Genomic DNA, 17,628 nt, shown 5'->3' with positions numbered 1-17,628 from the left:
AATCGGTAGTTATGGAACTGCGGCAGCTGCGCTACTTCGTCACCGTCGCCGAGGAGGCCAATTTCACCCGGGCGGCCCAGCGGCTGCACCTGGCCCAGCCCGGTCTCTCGGCGCAGATCCGGCAGCTGGAACGGGAATTGGGTCAGCCGCTGCTCGACCGGTCGGGACGCACCGTGACACTGACCGCCGCCGGCGCCGCCGTGCTGCCGCACGCGCGGGCGGCATTGGCAGCGGCACAACAGGTTTCCTTCACCGTCGACGAGTTCACCGGATTGTTGCGAGGGCAGGTACGAATCGGCCTGATCTCCGGGGCGGCGACCGAGGAGTTCGACGTCGCAACGGTCCTGTCGGACTTCCACCGCGATCATCCGCAGGTCGGCATCACCCTCACCGAGGACACCACCGACCGCATGCTCGCCGCGCTGACGCACGGCGAACTCGATATCGCCCTGGTCGGGCTGACCGGCGAGAAACTCGACGAACGCCTCGCCGCCGACGTCGTCTTCGAGACGCGCCTGGCCGCTGCCGTGGCGCGCGACGACCACGCGTTCGGCTCCCGGATAGCACTGGACGAGTTGCGCGAGCGCTCCCTGATCTGCCTGCCACGAGGCACCGGAATCCGCGGCGTGCTCGAACGTTGCTGTGCCGCTGCGGGATTCACTCCGATGATCGAGTTCGAGGCCGCCGCGCCGCCGCTGCTCGTTCAGCTGGCCGCCGGAGGACTGGGAATCGCCGTGGTACCGGCCCTCGGTGCCGCCCACGCCGAGGCCGCAGGAGTCCGGATGATCGAGATCACCGACCCCGAGATGTACGGACAGCTCGCCCTGGTCTGGCGGTCGGATCGGCCGGCGGCACCGGCCGCGAAGGTACTGCTCGGGCAGTTGCGGATCGCGCTGGGCCCCCGGAGGACAGCGCACCGATGAAGAGGCGAGGGCCACCATGCGCGGCTCCCGTCGCCCAGTCCGGCGGACGGATCGGACCATCCCGATCGGCGCAGGACGGGTTTGGCGAGCGGGAACGCGGTGGGCGAAAGGCCTTGGACTTCACCACTGGGGACAGACAAAGATTTCTCTCGTACCCCGAACTACCGAGGAGAGTTTCCGTGAGCACAGGCAAGGTCTGGCTGATCACCGGCGCCAGTAGCGGTTTCGGCCGCGCGATCGCCCAGAACGCGATCGATGCCGGCGATATCGTCGTCGCGGTCGCCCGCCGCACCGCCGCGCTGGACGATCTGGTCGCCGCCCACCCCGATCGCATCGAGGCCGTCGCCCTCGATGTCACCGACACCGCCCGCGTCGACGCGGTCGTCACCGATGTGATCGCCCGGTACGGCCGCATCGACGTGCTGGTCAACAATGCCGGACGCACCCAGGTCGGCGCGGTGGAGGAAACCACCGACCGGGAGTTGCGGGACCTGTTCGACCTGCACGTCTTCGGTCCCGCCGCGCTCACCCGCGCCGTCCTGCCGCAGATGCGCGCCCAGGGCAGCGGGGCGATCGTCATGATGAGCAGTGTGGGCGGCCAGATGTCGTTCGCCGGCTTCTCCGCCTACAGCGCAACCAAATTCGCGCTGGAAGGGTTGTCGGAGGCGCTGGCCGACGAGGTGGCGCCGTTCGGCATCCGGGTGCTCGTCGTGGAGCCGGGCGCCTTCCGCACCGGCCTGTTCGGTTCCGGCGCAGCCTATTTCAGCGCCGAATCCGATGTCTACGCCGACACCGCGGGCAAGACCCGCCGCATGATCGAGGGCGGCGACGGCACCCAGCCCGGCGACCCGGTCAAGGCCGCGGCCGCCATCCGCGCCGCCCTCGAGGCCGAGCGCACCCCGTTGCGGCTGCCGCTGGGCAGCGATTCGGTCGACACGCTGCTCGGACACCTCGACTCCGTGCGCGCCGAGATCAGCGAATGGGAAAAGGTCTCGCGCGCAACGGCGTTCGACGAGAACTGAGCCTCGATCGCGTTCTACAGGATGCGGGACAGGAAGGCCTGGGTTCGCTCGTGTTGCGGATTCGCCAGCACCTCGCGCGGATCTCCGGCCTCCACCACCACGCCCCCGTCCATGAACACCAGCTGGTCGGCGACCTCGCGGGCGAAACCCATTTCGTGCGTGACGACCACCATCGTCATGCCCGATTGCGCCAATTCGCGCATGACCGTGAGGACTTCGCCGACCAGCTCGGGATCCAGGGCCGAGGTGGGCTCGTCGAACAGCATCAGCTTCGGATCCATCGCCAGGGCGCGGGCGATCGCGACCCGCTGCTGCTGGCCGCCCGACAGCTGCGCCGGATAGGCATCGGCCTTGTCCGCCAAGCCGACTCGATCGAGCAGTTCCCGCGCCCGGGCGACCGCCTTGGCGCGGGAGAGCTTCTTCACATGGATCGGCGCCTCGATGACATTCGCCAGCGCGGTGCGATGGGGAAACAGATTGAAGTGCTGGAACACCATGCCGACGTCGCGGCGCTGGCGAGCCGACTCCCGCGGACGCAGTTCGTAGAGTTTGCCCCCGCGCTCGCGATAGCCGACCAGATCGCCGTCGACGTAGAGGCGCCCGGCGTTCACCCGTTCCAGATGGTTGATGCAACGCAGAAAGGTCGATTTGCCGGATCCGGACGGGCCGATCAGGCACATCACCTGCCCGCGCGCGACCTCGAGCGACACTCCCTGCAACACCTGCAACGCACCGAAGTTCTTGCATACCCGCTCGGCCCGGATCATCGGAACATCGGCCGAGGCCGCCACGGCGCTGCTCATTTGCCGACCTCCGTCGTCTGCTGGGTGGTGGCCAGTGCGCGCAGCTGCCGGCCGGTCAACTGCCGCGTCACCCCGCGCGAGTAGTACCGCTCGAGATAGAACTGGCCGACCATCAGCACACTGGTGATCGCCAGATACCAGGTCGCGCTGACCAGCAGCAGCGGAATCGGCTGGAAGTTGATGCCGTAGATATCGCGGGCGCGGCCGTACAGATCGGTGGTCAGCGGGATCGCGGTGACCAGTGAGGTGGTCTTCAACATGGAGATCAGCTCGTTGCCGGTGGGCGGGATGATCACCCGCATCGCCTGCGGCAGCACCGTGCGCCGCATGGTCTGTCCCCACGACATGCCGAGCGCCACCGACGCCTCGCGCTGCCCCTCACCCATCGAATTGACTCCGGCACGCACGATCTCGGCCATGTAGGCGGCCTCGTTCAGGCCCAGGCCGATCATGGCGAAGATGAACGGCTGCGACCAGTCCTGCACATCCCACTGCACGAAACTGGGCCCGCCGAACGGGATTCCGAGCTGAATCGATTTGTACAGCGCCGGGAAGAGGCCCCAGAAGACGAGTTGGATGTATACCGGGGTGCCGCGGAAGATCCACAGATACACCCACGACACCGACCGCAGCACCGGATTCGGCGACAGCCGCATCACCGCGAGGATCACGCCGAGAATCACGCCGATCGCCATCGCCAGCACGGTCAGTTCGAGGGTGACCACCGCACCCTCGGAAATCCGCCGATCGAACAGATACTTCCAGTAGGTGTCCCAGCGATAGGCCGGGTTGGTGGCGGCGCCGTAGACGAACAGCCCGAGCAGGATCAGCAGGATCGCTGCGGCGATCCAGCGCCCGGGCCGCCGCAGCGGTACGGCCTCGATCGGCTCCGGCATGGACGCCTCGGGCGGCCCGGCCTGCGAGACGGCGGGGGGTTGCGCGGACATGTGCACTCAGCCTTTCGCACCGTTGATGACCGAGGTGGTGATCGCACCGGCCTCCACGCCCCAGTTCTCGGCGATGGTGCGGTAGACGCCGGAATCGATCAGATGCTGCAGCGCCGCTTGCAGTACCGGGGCCAGCGGCGAACCCTTCGGTACCGGCCAGCCGTAGGGTTCGGCCTCGAAGACCGGGCCCGCGGCCTCGATGGTGTCGGGATTGCGCTTGATCGCATACGCGGTGACCGGGGAATCGGCGGACATGGCGTCGACCTGGCCGAGGACCAGGGCGGTCGCCGCCGCACTCTGTTCGTCGTAGGACATCTTGTGGATCTCGGGCTTGCCAACATCGGTGCAGGCCTTCGATTTCGCGGGGATCTCGTCGATGTCCTCGGTCGTGGTGCGCTGCACCGCGACCTTCTTGCCGCAGGCGTTGTTCGGATCGATCGGACGGCCCTTGCGCTGTGCCCACTGAATGCCGGCGGAGAAGTAGTCGACGAAGTCGACGGTCTTCTCCCGCGTCAGGTTGTCGGTGAACGACGACATTCCCACGTCGACGGTGCCGGCCTCGATCGCGGGGATGATCTTCTCGAAGTCGGCTTCCTGGTAGTCGGCGCGCACACCGAGCACAGCGGCGACCGCATCCATCAGATCGACGTCGAATCCGATGATCTGTCCGGTGTGCGGATCCCGGTACTCGTTGGGCTGGTACGGAACGTTCACACCGACCACGAGCCGTCCCGCCCGCGCGATCTTCGGCGGCAGCTGCGCGGCGATCGATTCGACCTTCGTCACCGGCACCTTGGGCACCTTGGGCGATTCGTCCTCGGTGTTGTCCGCGCATCCCGCTGCCAGCACCGCCGCACCGACGATCACGCACGCGGCTCGCAGGATGTACCCGCGGGCGCCGAGTCGAACTGACACGCGGCCCTCCGTATTCGCGCGACCCGCCACCGTGAGCGGGTCGCCGTGTAGCAATGCAGCCATTCGAAAATGTAGGCGATCGGCACGAGATGCGCCGGTCGGTTACCGAAGGTTAATGCGCGCCACGACCGGCGGCAGGGGTACACGCCGATTCACCGGCGATGCACGCGAGCCCGGACCTGCTCGGTGAATTCACTGGTCGAGGCCAGTCCGCCGAGGTCGGCGGTGGCGATACCGGCCGCCAGGGTCGCCGCCACCGCGCGCTCGATCCGGTCGGCGGCGCCCAGCAGCGCCGGATCGCCGTCGCGGGTGCCCAGCCAGCGCAACAGCATCGCGGCCGACAGTTGCAGTGCGCCCGGATTCGCCCGGTTGCGCCCCGCCAGCGTCGGAGCCGCGCCGTGCACCGCCTGAGCCATCGCCTTGTCGTCCGAGCAGTTCAGCGAGGCCGCCAAGCCCAGTGACCCGGCGAGTTCCCCCGCGAGGTCGGAGAGGATGTCGCCGAACAGGTTCTCGGTCACCAGCACGTCGTAGTCACCGGGCGCGCGAACCAGGTGGGCCGCGGCGGCGTCGACGTGTTCGTCGTCGACCTCGATTCCGGAATATCCCGCGGCCACCTCCGCGCAGACCTCGCGGAACAGTCCCATCGTCATCGGCAGCACATTCGCCTTGTGCACGATCGTCAACCGGCCGCGTCGCGCTGCCGCGAGCGTGCAGGCCTGATGCGCGATGCGTTCGCAGGCGGCCCGGGTGATCACGGCCACGGCCATCGCCACATCGGCGGTGGGCCGGAATTCGCCCGAACCGGCGAACATGTTGCGGTCGGCGTAGAAGCCCTCGCTGTTCTCGCGCACGATCACCAGATCGATGTCCTTCGCCGCCGCCCGCACGCCCGGAAAGGCCCGGGCCGGGCGGATATTCGCGTACAGGCCGAAGCGTTTGCGGATCGCCCCGCCCGGCGGGGCCCCGATGCGGTGATGCGGCGCGTAGGAGGCGTTGTCGTGCGGACCGAGGATCCAGGCATCGAGATCGGCGAGGGCCGACAGCGTGGTCTCCGGCAGCGGTTCCCCGCATTCGGCGATGGCCGCATGCCCGATCGGCAGCTCGACCCATTCCGGCGTCGCCGCACCGGCCGCGGTGAGAGCCTCGTCCACCACGGCCCGGGTCGCCCGCACCACCTCCGGCCCGATGCCGTCGCCCTCGATCAGCCCGAGCCGCACCGCCCGCCGCGCATCCACCGCGCTCACTCCTCTACTCGCACCACCCCGTCCCGGCCGGTCCGTGGCCCGGCACACCGGGTCACCCTATTGGGTACCGGGTCACCGAGCCGACCGCGGGCCCGGCCTGCCCGGCAACTCACGTAATCGGCGCACCGGGCCCGGCCCGCGCGCGTAAGTTGGCCTGAACCATGGTGCAGTCGGTGGAACTGGTACTCGACGAGGCGGCGGAGGCCGAGGTCCGCCGGCAGTGGGGTGCGCTGGCCACGGCCGGAATGCACAGTCCCACACCGGAACACCGGCCGCACATCACCGTCGCGGTCGCCCGCGAGATCTGGCCCCGGATGGACAAGACGCTGGCCGCCCTGCCGTTCCGGCCGCTCCCGATCCGACTGGGCGGGCTGCTGATATTCGGCGCCCGCCATCCGATTCTGGTACGGCTTGTGGTGCCCACCGAGGACCTGCTGACGATGCAACGGCGCATCGCGGCGGTCGTCGACGCGTGCCCCGGCGTTCCGGCGAACATGTGCCCGGACGCGTGGACCCCGCACGTCACGCTGGCACGGCGGCTGAAACCGGAGCACTGGCCCGCGGCGATCGACGCGGTGGCCGCCGAGCGGGATTTTGCGGCTACCGTGGTGGGTATTCGGCGGTGGGACGGTGATCGGCGGATCGAGTGGCCGATCGCCCCAGGGGGTGGGGTCCACGGTTGAGCCGCGGACGCCGGCCGCGCGGAAGATATGCACAACGTCCCGCGTTGCACCGCATACAACGACACGAGAGGAAGTCATGGCCACCCAGACCCTGACCGCGCAGAACTTCGACGAGATTGTGACCGGAAACGACGTCGTCCTCGTCGATTTCTGGGCCGATTGGTGCGGGCCCTGCAAGGCGTTCGCGCCCACCTTCGAGGCATCCTCGGAACAGCATCCCGATGTCGTCCACGGCAAGGTCGACACCGAGGCCGAGCAGAGCCTCGCCGCCGCTGCCAACATCCGCTCCATCCCCACGATCATGGCCTTCCGCGAGGGTGTCCTGGTCTTCGCGCAGCCCGGCGCACTGCCGCCGGCCGCGCTGGAAGATCTGGTCTCCCAGGTGAAGGCGCTCGATATGGAAGAGGTGCGCAAGCAGCTCGCCGAACAGCAGCAGGGCTGACCCGCACGAACCGGTGCCGCATCCCGATTCTTCACGAAAGGGGATGCGGCACTGTGGTTTTCGTGTGTCGGCTCGGTTGCCGAACCGGCTCAGTTCCCGAGTTTGTTGATGCCGGCGATCATGGCCCGAACGGTCGACTCCGGGCCGTCCCCGGCGAGCGCGGCGCCCCAGCCTCGGCGGCCGTTGCATTCACATTGCACGAAGGTGGCGGTGCCGGCGCCGGTACGCCGCTGGTGGAACTGCAGAATCTCCACCGGGTAACCCTCGTCGTAGAGCGCCGAGGTCAGCGCGGCGACCGGGCTGCCCGCGGACACCACGGTCCGCGCATGTCCGGCCAGTTCGATGGTCGCGGTGTAGGTCGCCCGCTGTTCGGCCCGCGCCCAGTCGCTGAGCTTGACCGGGCCGGTGTGCGCGCAGTAGCGGTCGTAGAACTCCGCGGGCGACAGGTCGGCGGATTCGGCGCGCAGCCCCTTGGGCGCGGCCGCGATGAAGGCATGTGTATCGATAGTGATCGTCATTGGACTAGGTCTTCCCGAAGCTTTGTCGTTGGTCGGATGACAGAGGGGACCAGCGCAAACACTTGTAACGGCCGCAGCGAGGGGGCCGGTCCGAATCAGCTCCCGCTACGGCGAGGTACTACGAGAAGTCGCGCCGCAGCCACCATCGCGGTAAGCGGAAGGAGCACCACGCGGTCGCGGTCGGCGACGTTGCGCGCGGCGCTGTGGCTTGCGGCGGGATTCGGCACGGCTTCGAGAATATGGACTCACCGCGTCGATGGCAACAATATTGCGGCGGAACCAACGAGTAACTTCGTCACATTTTCGAGTGAACGGCATCCCAACGGACAGTGCCGTGGTGAACGCCGCATTCACGCAGGCCACAGCGGGTGCACAGGATGCGCCCCGGACATGGTCGGCGTGTCGTCACCGGGTTTGCCCGGGTTTGTCCCACCGCAACAGATAGCGCCAGAACACCAGCCGCCGCACGCGCGCGCCCGGCAGGATGCCGCCCGCCCGGCGCACGACCTCGCGTGTGGTCAGTGGCGGATCGAGCACGACCGGCATCACCGCATGCGTGGGTTCGTGCGCGTACCAGGCGCCGCGGCCCGTGGCACGCAGCATCGCGAACGTCGCACCGAAGAGGCGATGGCCGAGTACGCCCGCGATCTCCGCGGGCAGTTCACGCAGCGGATCGGCCCGCGGCAGCGCGATCACCGCGAGCACCCCGCCCGGCCGCAGCGTGTGCGCGAGCCGCGGCAGCACCCGTTCCAGGGGCAGGTGATGGAGCGTGGTGAGCGACACGACGGCGTCGTAGGCGGCTTCCGGCAGCGGGTACTCGAGAATGTCGGCTCGGGTGCATTCGACGTTGCCCGGGACGACACCGCGGGCCGCCTCGATCATCTCCGGCGAGCGGTCCACCGCGTCGACCCGGTCGGCACGCCGCGCCAGCTCGACCGCCAAAGCGCCTGCCCCGCAACCGACTTCGAGGATCCGCTCACAGCGCTGCGGCAGCTGCCGCAGCAGCGTCCGGTGGTAGAAGGCGTTGTGATCCCAATCCACTGCACCCATCGCGCCACCCTACGATGCGGCCGGTCGACCGCGCGCCGACCGCCCGGGAGCGATTACCGGCACCGTGCGCGGCACATCCCCGTCTGTGGCGCCATAATCCGCGCGAGACCGGGCCGGCCGGAGCCTTCGGCGCCTCGGTCAGTGGGCGGCCGAGTCCCAGCTGCGGCCGACGCCGACGGAGACCTCGAGCGGTACCGAAAGGTCGATGGCGCTCGACATCTGTTCGCGGGCAAGCGATTCCAGCGCCTCCCGCTCACCGGACGCGACCTCGAAGACGAGTTCGTCGTGGATCTGCAGCAGCATGCGCGAACGTAGCCCGGCCTCGGCGATGGCGGCCTGGGTGTTGATCATCGCGACCTTGATGATGTCGGCGGCGGTGCCCTGGATGGGCGCGTTGAGCGCCATCCGCTCGGCGGCCTCGCGGCGCTGGCGATTGCTGGAATCCAGATCGGGCAGGTAGCGGCGGCGGCCGAACAGCGTCTCGGTGTAGCCCACCTTGCGCGCCTGATCCACGGCGTCGCGCAGGTAGTCGCGAATCGCGCCGAAGCGGGAGAAGTAGACCTCCATCTGCGCCTTCGCCTCTTCGGCACTGATCCGCAGCTGCTGCGAGAGTCCGTAGGCGGACAGGCCGTAGGCCAGACCGTAGGACATCGCCTTGATGCGGCGGCGCATCTCCGGGTGCACGTCGGCGATCGGGATGTCGAACGCCTTGGACGCGACGAAGCTGTGCAGGTCCTCGCCGGAGTTGAACGCCTCGATCAGCCCCGCGTCCTTGGACAGGTGCGCCATGATCCGCATCTCGATCTGGCTGTAGTCCGCCGTCATCAGCGACTCGTAGCCGGGGCCGACGACGAAGGTGTCGCGGATGCGCCGGCCGGTGTCGGTGCGGATCGGGATGTTCTGGAGATTGGGCTCGGTCGAGGACAACCGGCCGGTGGCGGCGATGGTCTGGTTGAACGTGGTGTGGATGCGGCCGTCGTCGGCCACCGACTTCAGCAGCCCGTCCACGGTGACCTTGAGGCGGGTGGCGTCGCGGTGCGCGAGCAGATGTTCGAGGAAGGGATGCTGGGTCTTCTCGAACAGCGACTCGAGCGCGTCGGCATCGGTGGTGTAACCGGTCTTGGTCCGCTTCGTCTTGGGCATATCCAGTTTGTCGAACAGCACCACCTGCAGCTGCTTCGGCGAACCGAGGTTGATCTGCTCACCGATCACCTCGTAGGCCGCCTCCGCGGCCGAGGCCACCCGGTCGGCGAATTCGCGCTGCAACTCGTCCAGTTCGTCGCAGTCGACAGCGATGCCGGCGTGCTCGAGTTCGGCCAGCACGCCCAGTAGCGGCAGTTCCATCTCGGTGAGCAGCGGCACGGATTCGATGCGGTCGAGTTCGGCATCGAACGCCTCGGCCAGATCGGCCACCGCGCGGGCGCGCAGGATCTCGGCCTGGGCCAGTTCGGTGTCGACCTGGTCTTCGTCGTCGAGCAGCGACAGCTGGGCGTCCTCGGCGGCTTCGACCCGCAACTCCCGCGACAGGTACCGCAGCGACAGATCGTCGAGGTTGAAGGTGCGCTGCCCGGGGCGGACCAGATAGGCCGCGAGCGCGGTATCGCTGGTGAGCCCCGCCAGCCGCCAGCCGCGCCCGCGTAGAGCGTGGATGGCGGCCTTGGCCTCGTGCACCGCCTTCGGGGTGCCGGCGTCGGCGAGCCAGCGGCCGAGGGCGAGCTCGTCCTCCGGGGTCAGCGCGACCACGTCGAAGTAGCCACCCTCCCCGTCGGCGGCGGCGATCGCGATCGCCTTCACATCCCCCTGTACGGGCGTGGTCGTGCCCACGATCGACACACCGTGGCGCACACCGGCTTTCGCGTGTTCGGTGAGCCAGTCGGCGACGGCGCCGGGCGCGACCGGACCGCCGCTGATCTCGAAACCACTCTCGGCCTCCGGCTCCGGCGGCGCCAGCGTCTCGAACAGCCGGTCCCGCAGCACCCGGAATTCGAGATCGTCGAACAGGCGGTGGATCTTGTCGCGGTCCCACGGCTGCTGCGCCAGCTGCTCCGGGGTGTACGGCAGCGGAACATCCTTGACCATCTCGGTGAGCTGCCGGTTGAGCACCACACTGGACAGGTTCGCGCGCAGGGCGTCGCCGACCTTGCCGCGCACCTCGTCGACCCGCTCGACCAGGGTGGGCAGATCGCCGAATTCGCGAATCCACTTGGTGGCGGTCTTCTCCCCCACACCCGGGATGCCGGGCAGGTTGTCGCTCGGGTCGCCGCGCAGGGCCGCGAAATCCGGGTACTGGGCGGGGGTCAGGCCGTACTTCTCCTCGACCGCCTCCGGCGTGAAACGGGTGAGTTCGGAGACGCCCTTCTTCGGGTACAGCACAGTGACGTCGGGGTTGACCAGCTGCAGCGAATCCCGGTCGCCGGTGACGATGAGCACCCGGAAGCCTTGCGGCACAGCCTGAGTCGCGAGGGTGGCGATGATGTCGTCGGCCTCGTAGCCTTCGATGGCCATCACCGGGATGCCGAGCGCGCCCAGCACCTCCTGGGTGATCTCCACCTGCCCGCGGAATTCGTCGGGGGTGGTGATGCGGTTGGCCTTGTACTCCGGATAGGCCTCGACCCGGAAGGTCTTCCGGCTGACGTCGAACGCGGCCGCCACATGGGTGGGCCGTTCGTCGCGCAGCAGGTTGATCAGCATGGCGGTGAAGCCGTAGACGGCATTGGTGGTCTGCCCGGTGACGGTTTTGAAGTTCTCCGCCGGTAGCGCGTAGAAGGCGCGGTAGGCCAGGGAATGGCCGTCCAGCAACAACAGCGTAGGCCGCTCGCCGGGAGCACCCGGCGCCGTACTGCCGGCTTTCGGCGCGGCCGCTGCGGCGGTGGTGGACGACACACTGCCCTGACGCTGATCGGTGGAGGCTGGAGTCACGGCACAGAGTCTAGGGATATCCACCGACATCCCCGGCCACCGGGCACGGACCGACATGTGTCGCGTTCGAATTCGCACACGCGGATACGGTGCCCGCTTTCACGCCGGCCACATCCGCCCCACCGGACCGACAGCGAGGCGTGCACAAGCTCGCCGATGTCCGCGGTTTTCCCGCGTCGGTGCCGGAGTTCGCCCGAGGAGCTCACCCGAAGCCCACGAGCGAGCCCGCCGACGGCGCGGGCCGCGACCCGACCACTCCCGCGCTCGACCGGCACGCGAGCCGCGGCCGACCACAGGGGCGATCAGGACTTCGGCGCGAGATTCTCCAGGACGACCTCCGCGACCGCCTTCATGGTGGTGCGACGATCCATCGCGGTGCGCTGGATCCATTTGAACGCCTGCGGTTCCGACAGCCCCTGCGTCTGCATCAGCACGCCCTTGGCACGCTCGACCAGTTTGCGGGTCTCCAGGCGGTCGGACAGATTCGCGACCTCCTGTTCCAGCGCCGAGATCTCGTGAAAACGGCTGGCCGCCAACTCGATCGCGGGCACCAGATCCGATTTCGTGAACGGCTTCACCAGATAGGCCATCGCACCCGCGTCGCGCGCCCGCTCGACCAGGTCACGCTGGCTGAACGCGGTCAGGATCACTACGGGCGCAACACGTTTGGAGGCGATCTCACCGGCGGCATCGATACCGTCGCGCCGCGGCATCTTCACATCCATGATGACCAGATCGGGGCGCAGTTCCACGGCCAGGTCGACCGCCTGCTGGCCGTCGCCGGCCTCACCCACCACCTGGTAGCCCTCCTCGGAGAGCATCTCCACAAGGTCCATCCGGATGAGCGCCTCGTCCTCGGCCACCACGACACGCTTCGCGGCAGCCGGCGCGTCCTGCTTCGCGCCCGCGCCCCCTGCATTCGTTCCCATAGACAGACCCCTCGATATTCCGATGCCGACACCCGATGTGCGCCTCCGGTCCCACCCTGTCACCGGTCACGCACGCCGAGTGTCCTAAAGCGTACCGTTCAACTTCGCTCACAACCCATCTACCCAGCGGGAACCCGCCCGCGCGGCACCGATTCGGTAACCTGGGCACCCACCGGCTATCATTTCCTCCCGGTGCGCCGAGTTGGCGGAACTGGCAGACGCGACGGTCTCAAAAACCGTTGTCCTCACGGACGTGTGGGTTCGAGTCCCACACTCGGCACCATCGTCGGCGGTCCGATCGGGCCGCTTTTGTCGTATTCGAACCGAATCGGCAGGATGACCCGTGACTACGCGTAGGGTGGTGCACACGACCCCGGGCAGGAGGAGGTCGCGCGTATGCGGGTGAACCGGCTCACCGCGGATCTTTCGGGATATCCCGATCTGGTGGTGATCTATCTGGGGATGCGGGTGCGGACCCCGCGGGGGGTGTTGCGTCTGCTCGGCTTGGGGCCGAAACTGTATCGCTCCCATCGTGATCGGCCGGATGGCCTCTTGCGGCACGAGGACATCATCTGGTCGCTGTTCCCGCCGCACTGGGGCGCCCGCCAATACTGGCGCGATCTGGACAGCCTGGAGCGCTGGACCCGTTCCCAGCCGCATCGCGACTGGTGGCAGCGGTTTCTGCGCGACTCCGGCGGCACCGGGTTCTGGCACGAGGCCTATTTCCTGCGCGGCGGCATCGACACCATGTACGACGATATGACCACGCCCACCGGGCTGGGCGCCTTCGCTCCGACCCGGTCCATGCGCGGACCGCTGTTCAGTGCGCGCGGCCGGGCCCAGGACAACGCCACGCGCGCCGGCGCGGACAACGCGCATCTCGGCACCGAACCGACGGTCGCCCCGGTCGTCGAGGAAGCCTCCTACTATCGAAACGCTTACGGCGCCGAGGGTTCCGACACGGATCGGCAGCCGTAGCGCCACATCCGTCGCCCAGCCGGTCAGCGAAAATTCGGCAAACGGTCGAACGTGACGCGCTACCGGCAGCTGAACATCGCGTTAAATAAGCGGTTTTCGGCCGTCCTCGGCTTCTGCCGGGGCCCGCGGCGACCTACCGTATCGGTCATGCACGTCCTGTTCGTCTGCTCCGGCAACGTCTGCCGCTCGGTGATCGCCGAACGTCTGACCCGCGCCGTCGCGGCCGAACACGGTCTCGACGACCTGACCGCCGAGAGCGCCGGTACCCGCGCGCTCGTCGGCTTCGGCGTCGATCCGCTTGCGGCACAGACCATCACAGGCCTCGGCGCGGATCCCGGCAACTTCTCAGCACGCAAGTTGAAGCCGGAGATGGTCACGCGCGCGGACCTCGTGCTGGCGATGACCGAGCAGATCCGCGACCACATCATCGACCTGGTTCCGGCCGCCCGGCCGCGGACCTTCACACTGCTCGAGGCCTACCGGGTGACGAAGGTCTCCGGCGCCCGCACGATCGCCCAGATCGACAGTGCGCGAAACGATCTCGCGCTGGTGGGCCGGGAGAACATCGCCGACCCGGTGGGATTGTCGAGCGAAAAGTACTGTGCCGTCGGCGATCGGATCGCCGAAACGCTGGTCCCGCTGCTGCTCGCCCTGCACCCCCATCGCGACGCGGGCCGCACGGAGTCCGGCCGGCCCCGGCTGGTGCTGCTGCCCGGTGGACGTATCGAAACCCCGCCCTGGGGTATCGAGCCCGTGCGAATCGGCCGCCACGCCTGAACAATCCGGCGCCGGGCATGCCGCCCTCCCGCGGAGCGGGATCCGGGGTTAGACTCCCCGCGGTAACTGCCGACGCCGATGGTTCGACACCGGAACAGGACACAGACATGCCGAAACGAATTTCGGATGTTTCACTCCATGTTTACGTCACACCGGAAACGCTCGACCGCGTCGTGCACACCGTGCGCTGCGTGGTCGACGACCACCTCGCCGAGCACGATGTTTTCGCCTGGCGCTTCACCCTGCCCGTCGACGCCGATCAACCCGGCCATACGGTCCTGGAGACCCAGTGGCGCCTGGAACACCCCCACCGCGACCCTGGCTCGCGGCGCACCTACGAGATAGCGCTCAGCCTGGTGGGCGATCCCGATCAGCTGACCGAATCCGGCCTGGCCGCACTCGAGCATCGACTGGTCCTCGGGATCGCCACCACCGCCGACGCCGTCCCCTACACGATTCACGCGCTCCATCGCGACAGTTACGACTTCGACGAGAACCGCGAACGCCTCTGATACCGGCGCTCCCGGCGCCCAGCGCTACTTGCGCGCCGGGAAGTGCCTGATCACGCCTTCCTGCACGACGGTGGCCAGCAGCTCGCCGGCCCGCGAATAGAAGTGACCGGTGGCCAGGCCGCGCGAACCGGCGGCCACCGGTGACTGCGTCGCGTACAGGGCCCAATCGTCGAAGCGGAACGGACGGTGGAACCAGATCGAATGATTCACCGTGGCGGCCACGATCCGGTCGTGGCCCCACGACAGCCCGTGCGTGGTGATGATCGAATCCAGCACCGTGGTGTCGGACGAATAACCCAGCGTCGCCACGTGGATCAGCGGATCGTCGGGCAGTTCACCGTCGGCCTTCATCCACACACGATTGTGGTTGAGGGTGCCGCCGGTGCCCTTGAGGATCCAGGCCGGATCGTTGGTGTAGCGCATGTCGATCGGATGCGGTGCCTGCACGAACATCTGCAGTTTGTCCTCGAACCCGGAGAAGGACTCCTCCACCCGGGGCAGGCCGTCCGGATCGGGCACCTGCGGCTGCGGGCTGGCGTGTTCCAGGCCCTTGGCCCAGTCCTGGAACGCCGCCAGCATCACGAACAGTTCCTGATCGTCCTGATACGCCGTGACCGTGCGGTTGGCGAACGCACGTCCGTCCCGATGGCGTTCGACCCGGTATTCGATCGGTTTGCGCACGTCGCCGCCGCGCACGAAATGAGCGTTGACCGCATGCACCGGGCGCCCCGGTCCGACCGTGCGGCCGGCCGCGATGATCGCCTGCGCCACCAGCTGGCCGCCGAAGGTGCGACTCCACACCTTCTCCGGATGGTGACCGAGGAAGACGTCCTCGCCGATCTCCTCGAGTTCGAGCAGGCCGAGCAGGACGGCGAGATCGCCGCCGCTCTCACGGCCGGTGCCGACCGATTCGCCCAGTGATGCACTCACCTCAGTGGTCCTCCTCGCCGATGCGATGCACGTGGATCAGGTTCGTGGAGCCGACGGTACCCGGCGGGGAGCCGGCCACGATCACCACGAGATCGCCCTTGGCGTAGCGATTCAGCGACAGCAGTTCCTTGTCGACCTGGCCGATCATCTCGTCGGTGGTACCGACCGGCGGGACGATGAAGGTTTCCACACCCCAGGTCAGCGCCAGCTGGCTGCGGACCTCCGGCAGCGGAGTGAACGCCAGCAGCGGCAGCGTGGTGTGCAGGCGGGCCAGCCGGCGCACGGTGTCACCGGACTGGGTGAAGGCCACCAGCGCCTTGGCGTTGAGCCGCTCGCCGATATCGCGGGCCGCGTAGGAGATCACGCCGCGCTTGGTCCGCGGGACGTGGGTCAGCGGCGGCACCCGGGTCGAGGATTCCGATTCCACGGCGTGCACGATGCGCGCCATCGTCCGCACCGTTTCGATCGGATACTGGCCGACCGAGGTCTCGCCGGAGAGCATGACCGCGTCGGCGCCGTCGAGCACAGCGTTGGCGACATCGGAGGCCTCGGCGCGGGTCGGGCGGGAGTTGCCGATCATCGACTCCAGCATCTGGGTGGCGACGATGACGGGTTTGGCGTTCTCCCTTGCCATCTGGATCGAGCGCTTCTGCACCAGCGGCACCTGCTCGAGCGGCAGTTCGACGCCGAGGTCGCCGCGAGCCACCATGATCGCGTCGAAGGCGAGCACGATCGCCTCGAGATTGTCGATGGCTTCGGGCTTTTCGAGTTTGCCGATCACCGGCACCCGGCGGCCGACGCGATCCATGATGTCGTGGACCAGCTCGACGTCCGACGGCGACCGCACGAACGACAGGGCGATGAAGTCCACACCGAGCCGCAGGGCGAATTCCAGATCCTCGATGTCCTTCTCGGACAACGCCGGAACGGAAACGTCCATACCCGGCAGCGAGACACCCTTGTTGTTGGAGACCGGGCCGCCCTCGGTGACGCGGCACACCACGTCGTTGCCCTCGACGCGGACCACGGTCAGCCCGACCTTGCCGTCGTCGACGAGCAGCCGGTCACCGGCCTTGGCGTCCTCGGACAGCTGTTTGTAGGTGGTGGAGACGCGATCGTGGGTGCCTTCCACGTCGTCGACCGTGATCCGCACCTCCTCGCCCGTCGCCCACACGGTGCGGCCCTCGATGAACCGGCCCAAGCGGATCTTCGGCCCCTGCAGGTCGGCCAGGATGCCGACCGCACGACCCATCTGCTCGGCGGCGTGCCGCACCTTGTGATAGTTCTCGGCGTGATCGGCGTGTTCTCCGTGACTGAAATTCAACCGGGCCACGTCCATGCCACTGTCGACAAGTTCACGGATCCGGTCCTCGGTGGCGGTGGCCGGCCCGAGGGTGCACACAATCTTTGTCCGTCGCATCACGAGCCGAGCCTAGTCCTGCCGCCGCAGTGGCGCTGATCGGCACTCCCGCCACTGTCAATCGACGAAAATATGACGCACATCACATATTCGACCGACATGGTCGTCACTCCTGCAAGGGACGGTTGTACGGATCGCGAACCTTGCCGGTCAGGATCAAAATCGCGTCGATGAACGGCCAGATTCCGCCCAGACCGCAGGTGAACAGCGTGACCAGGAGCTGGGCGACGCCGATGCCGGTGTAGCCGAGATAGAACCGGCCGATCCCGAGGCCACCGACGAACAGTTGCAGCAGCCCGGCGGTCAGCTTCGATTTGTCCGAGAACGGTTCGCCGTACATGTTGCGCCCGTACGGCGCCTCCGGGTCCATGCCGTAGGGCGCGGGCGGGTAGCCGGGGCCCGGGACGTACGGCTGGGCGTACGGGTCGGCGGGCTGGCCGTAGGGCTGGCTGTAGCCGGCCGGCCCGTAGGGGCCCGGTTGCCCGCCTCCGTAGGGGCCGGATTGGCCGTAGCCGCCCGGATTTCCCGGCCCGGTACCCGGAGCCCCGTACTGCGGGCCGTAGCCGGGCTGCGGTTGATAGGGGTCGGTCACGAAGTCCTCCTGATTCGAGCGGTG

18 protein-coding genes and 1 tRNA gene are annotated in these 17,628 nt (G+C 68.0%); 8 read left to right on the top strand and 11 right to left on the bottom strand.

Translation table 11 applies throughout. From position 1 onward, the window contains the following. The first annotated feature begins 11 nt into the window (after nucleotides 1-11). Both A5789_RS16525 and A5789_RS16520 read left to right on the top strand, forming a co-directional pair. The gene (locus tag A5789_RS16525; RefSeq protein WP_064904639.1) at nucleotides 12-923 is read left to right on the top strand and encodes a LysR family transcriptional regulator; all 912 of its coding nucleotides are present in this window, start codon (nucleotides 12-14) and stop codon (nucleotides 921-923) included. A gap of 179 nt (nucleotides 924-1,102) precedes the next feature. Continuing rightward, nucleotides 1,103-1,945, top strand: coding sequence for an oxidoreductase (locus A5789_RS16520; protein WP_064904641.1), 843 nt, complete (start codon nucleotides 1,103-1,105; stop codon nucleotides 1,943-1,945). Nucleotides 1,946-1,959: 14 nt separating this feature from the next. Here A5789_RS16520 and A5789_RS16515 read toward each other — a convergent pair whose 3' ends face one another. The 4 genes from A5789_RS16515 to A5789_RS16500 form a co-directional block, all read right to left on the bottom strand. Continuing rightward, nucleotides 1,960-2,748, bottom strand: a complete 789-nt coding sequence (locus A5789_RS16515) for an amino acid ABC transporter ATP-binding protein (RefSeq protein ID WP_063013023.1) — start codon at nucleotides 2,746-2,748, stop codon at nucleotides 1,960-1,962. After that, nucleotides 2,745-3,695: an amino acid ABC transporter permease gene (locus A5789_RS16510; protein ID WP_064904696.1), complete on the bottom strand. Its 951-nt coding sequence runs from the start codon at nucleotides 3,693-3,695 to the stop codon at nucleotides 2,745-2,747. Before A5789_RS16510 ends, A5789_RS16515 begins: the two co-directional genes overlap by 4 nt. Nucleotides 3,696-3,701: 6 nt before the next feature. Beyond that, on the bottom strand, nucleotides 3,702-4,610 hold the full coding sequence (locus A5789_RS16505) for an ABC transporter substrate-binding protein (RefSeq protein ID WP_227463180.1): 909 nt from the start codon (nucleotides 4,608-4,610) through the stop codon (nucleotides 3,702-3,704). Nucleotides 4,611-4,762: 152 nt separating this feature from the next. Further along, on the bottom strand, nucleotides 4,763-5,854 hold the full coding sequence (locus tag A5789_RS16500) for an isocitrate/isopropylmalate dehydrogenase family protein (protein ID WP_369817542.1): 1,092 nt from the start codon (nucleotides 5,852-5,854) through the stop codon (nucleotides 4,763-4,765). A gap of 173 nt (nucleotides 5,855-6,027) precedes the next feature. Here A5789_RS16500 and A5789_RS16495 point away from each other — a divergent pair, with 173 nt between their 5' ends. After that, entirely contained in the window at nucleotides 6,028-6,537 is a 510-nt protein-coding gene (locus A5789_RS16495; RefSeq protein WP_227463179.1) for a 2'-5' RNA ligase family protein, read from the top strand. 76 nt (nucleotides 6,538-6,613) lie between these two features. Beyond that, entirely contained in the window at nucleotides 6,614-6,979 is a 366-nt protein-coding gene (trxA, locus tag A5789_RS16490; protein ID WP_030514619.1) for a thioredoxin, read from the top strand. A gap of 89 nt (nucleotides 6,980-7,068) precedes the next feature. Here the strand turns inward: trxA and A5789_RS16485 are convergent, their stop codons facing one another. The 4 genes from A5789_RS16485 to A5789_RS16470 all read right to left on the bottom strand — a co-directional run bounded on the left by A5789_RS16485 (nucleotide 7,069) and on the right by A5789_RS16470 (nucleotide 12,395). After that, nucleotides 7,069-7,497, bottom strand: coding sequence for an alpha-isopropylmalate synthase regulatory domain-containing protein (locus A5789_RS16485; protein ID WP_064904643.1), 429 nt, complete (start codon nucleotides 7,495-7,497; stop codon nucleotides 7,069-7,071). A gap of 405 nt (nucleotides 7,498-7,902) precedes the next feature. Continuing rightward, entirely contained in the window at nucleotides 7,903-8,547 is a 645-nt protein-coding gene (locus A5789_RS16480) for a bifunctional 2-polyprenyl-6-hydroxyphenol methylase/3-demethylubiquinol 3-O-methyltransferase UbiG (protein WP_064904645.1), read from the bottom strand. Nucleotides 8,548-8,685: 138 nt separating this feature from the next. Further along, the gene (polA, locus tag A5789_RS16475) at nucleotides 8,686-11,466 is read right to left on the bottom strand and encodes a DNA polymerase I (protein WP_369817543.1); all 2,781 of its coding nucleotides are present in this window, start codon (nucleotides 11,464-11,466) and stop codon (nucleotides 8,686-8,688) included. 302 nt (nucleotides 11,467-11,768) lie between these two features. Beyond that, nucleotides 11,769-12,395 (bottom strand): ANTAR domain-containing response regulator, encoded by a 627-nt coding sequence (locus A5789_RS16470; RefSeq protein ID WP_030514623.1) that lies wholly within the window; start codon nucleotides 12,393-12,395, stop codon nucleotides 11,769-11,771. Between the two features lie 196 nt (nucleotides 12,396-12,591). Here A5789_RS16470 and A5789_RS16465 point away from each other — a divergent pair. From A5789_RS16465 to A5789_RS16450, 4 genes are all read left to right on the top strand, one after another. Further along, nucleotides 12,592-12,678 (top strand) — tRNA-Leu (locus tag A5789_RS16465). Between the two features lie 113 nt (nucleotides 12,679-12,791). Beyond that, on the top strand, nucleotides 12,792-13,373 hold the full coding sequence (locus A5789_RS16460) for a phenylacetaldoxime dehydratase family protein (protein WP_063013012.1): 582 nt from the start codon (nucleotides 12,792-12,794) through the stop codon (nucleotides 13,371-13,373). 51 nt (nucleotides 13,374-13,424) lie between these two features. Beyond that, nucleotides 13,425-14,150, top strand: coding sequence for a low molecular weight phosphatase family protein (locus A5789_RS16455; RefSeq protein WP_369817544.1), 726 nt, complete (start codon nucleotides 13,425-13,427; stop codon nucleotides 14,148-14,150). A gap of 107 nt (nucleotides 14,151-14,257) precedes the next feature. Beyond that, nucleotides 14,258-14,662: a hypothetical protein gene (locus tag A5789_RS16450; RefSeq protein WP_030514626.1), complete on the top strand. Its 405-nt coding sequence runs from the start codon at nucleotides 14,258-14,260 to the stop codon at nucleotides 14,660-14,662. 24 nt (nucleotides 14,663-14,686) lie between these two features. On the opposite strand, the gene A5789_RS16445 is transcribed toward A5789_RS16450, so the two are convergent. The 3 genes from A5789_RS16445 to A5789_RS16435 all read right to left on the bottom strand — a co-directional run bounded on the left by A5789_RS16445 (nucleotide 14,687) and on the right by A5789_RS16435 (nucleotide 17,604). Further along, nucleotides 14,687-15,592 (bottom strand): acyl-CoA thioesterase II, encoded by a 906-nt coding sequence (locus A5789_RS16445; RefSeq protein WP_062966168.1) that lies wholly within the window; start codon nucleotides 15,590-15,592, stop codon nucleotides 14,687-14,689. 1 nt (nucleotide 15,593) lies between these two features. Continuing rightward, complete coding sequence (pyk, locus tag A5789_RS16440) at nucleotides 15,594-17,015, bottom strand: pyruvate kinase (protein WP_082856921.1); 1,422 nt, start codon at nucleotides 17,013-17,015, stop codon at nucleotides 15,594-15,596. A 103-nt stretch (nucleotides 17,016-17,118) separates the two neighbouring features. Continuing rightward, entirely contained in the window at nucleotides 17,119-17,604 is a 486-nt protein-coding gene (locus A5789_RS16435) for a TM2 domain-containing protein (protein ID WP_064904649.1), read from the bottom strand. Between the last annotated feature and the right edge of the window lie 24 nt (nucleotides 17,605-17,628).

Source organism: Nocardia sp. 852002-51101_SCH5132738, assembly GCF_001665695.1.
GTDB classification, from domain to species: domain Bacteria; phylum Actinomycetota; class Actinomycetes; order Mycobacteriales; family Mycobacteriaceae; genus Nocardia; species Nocardia nova.
This window is presented reverse-complemented; position numbering and strand designations above follow the sequence as displayed.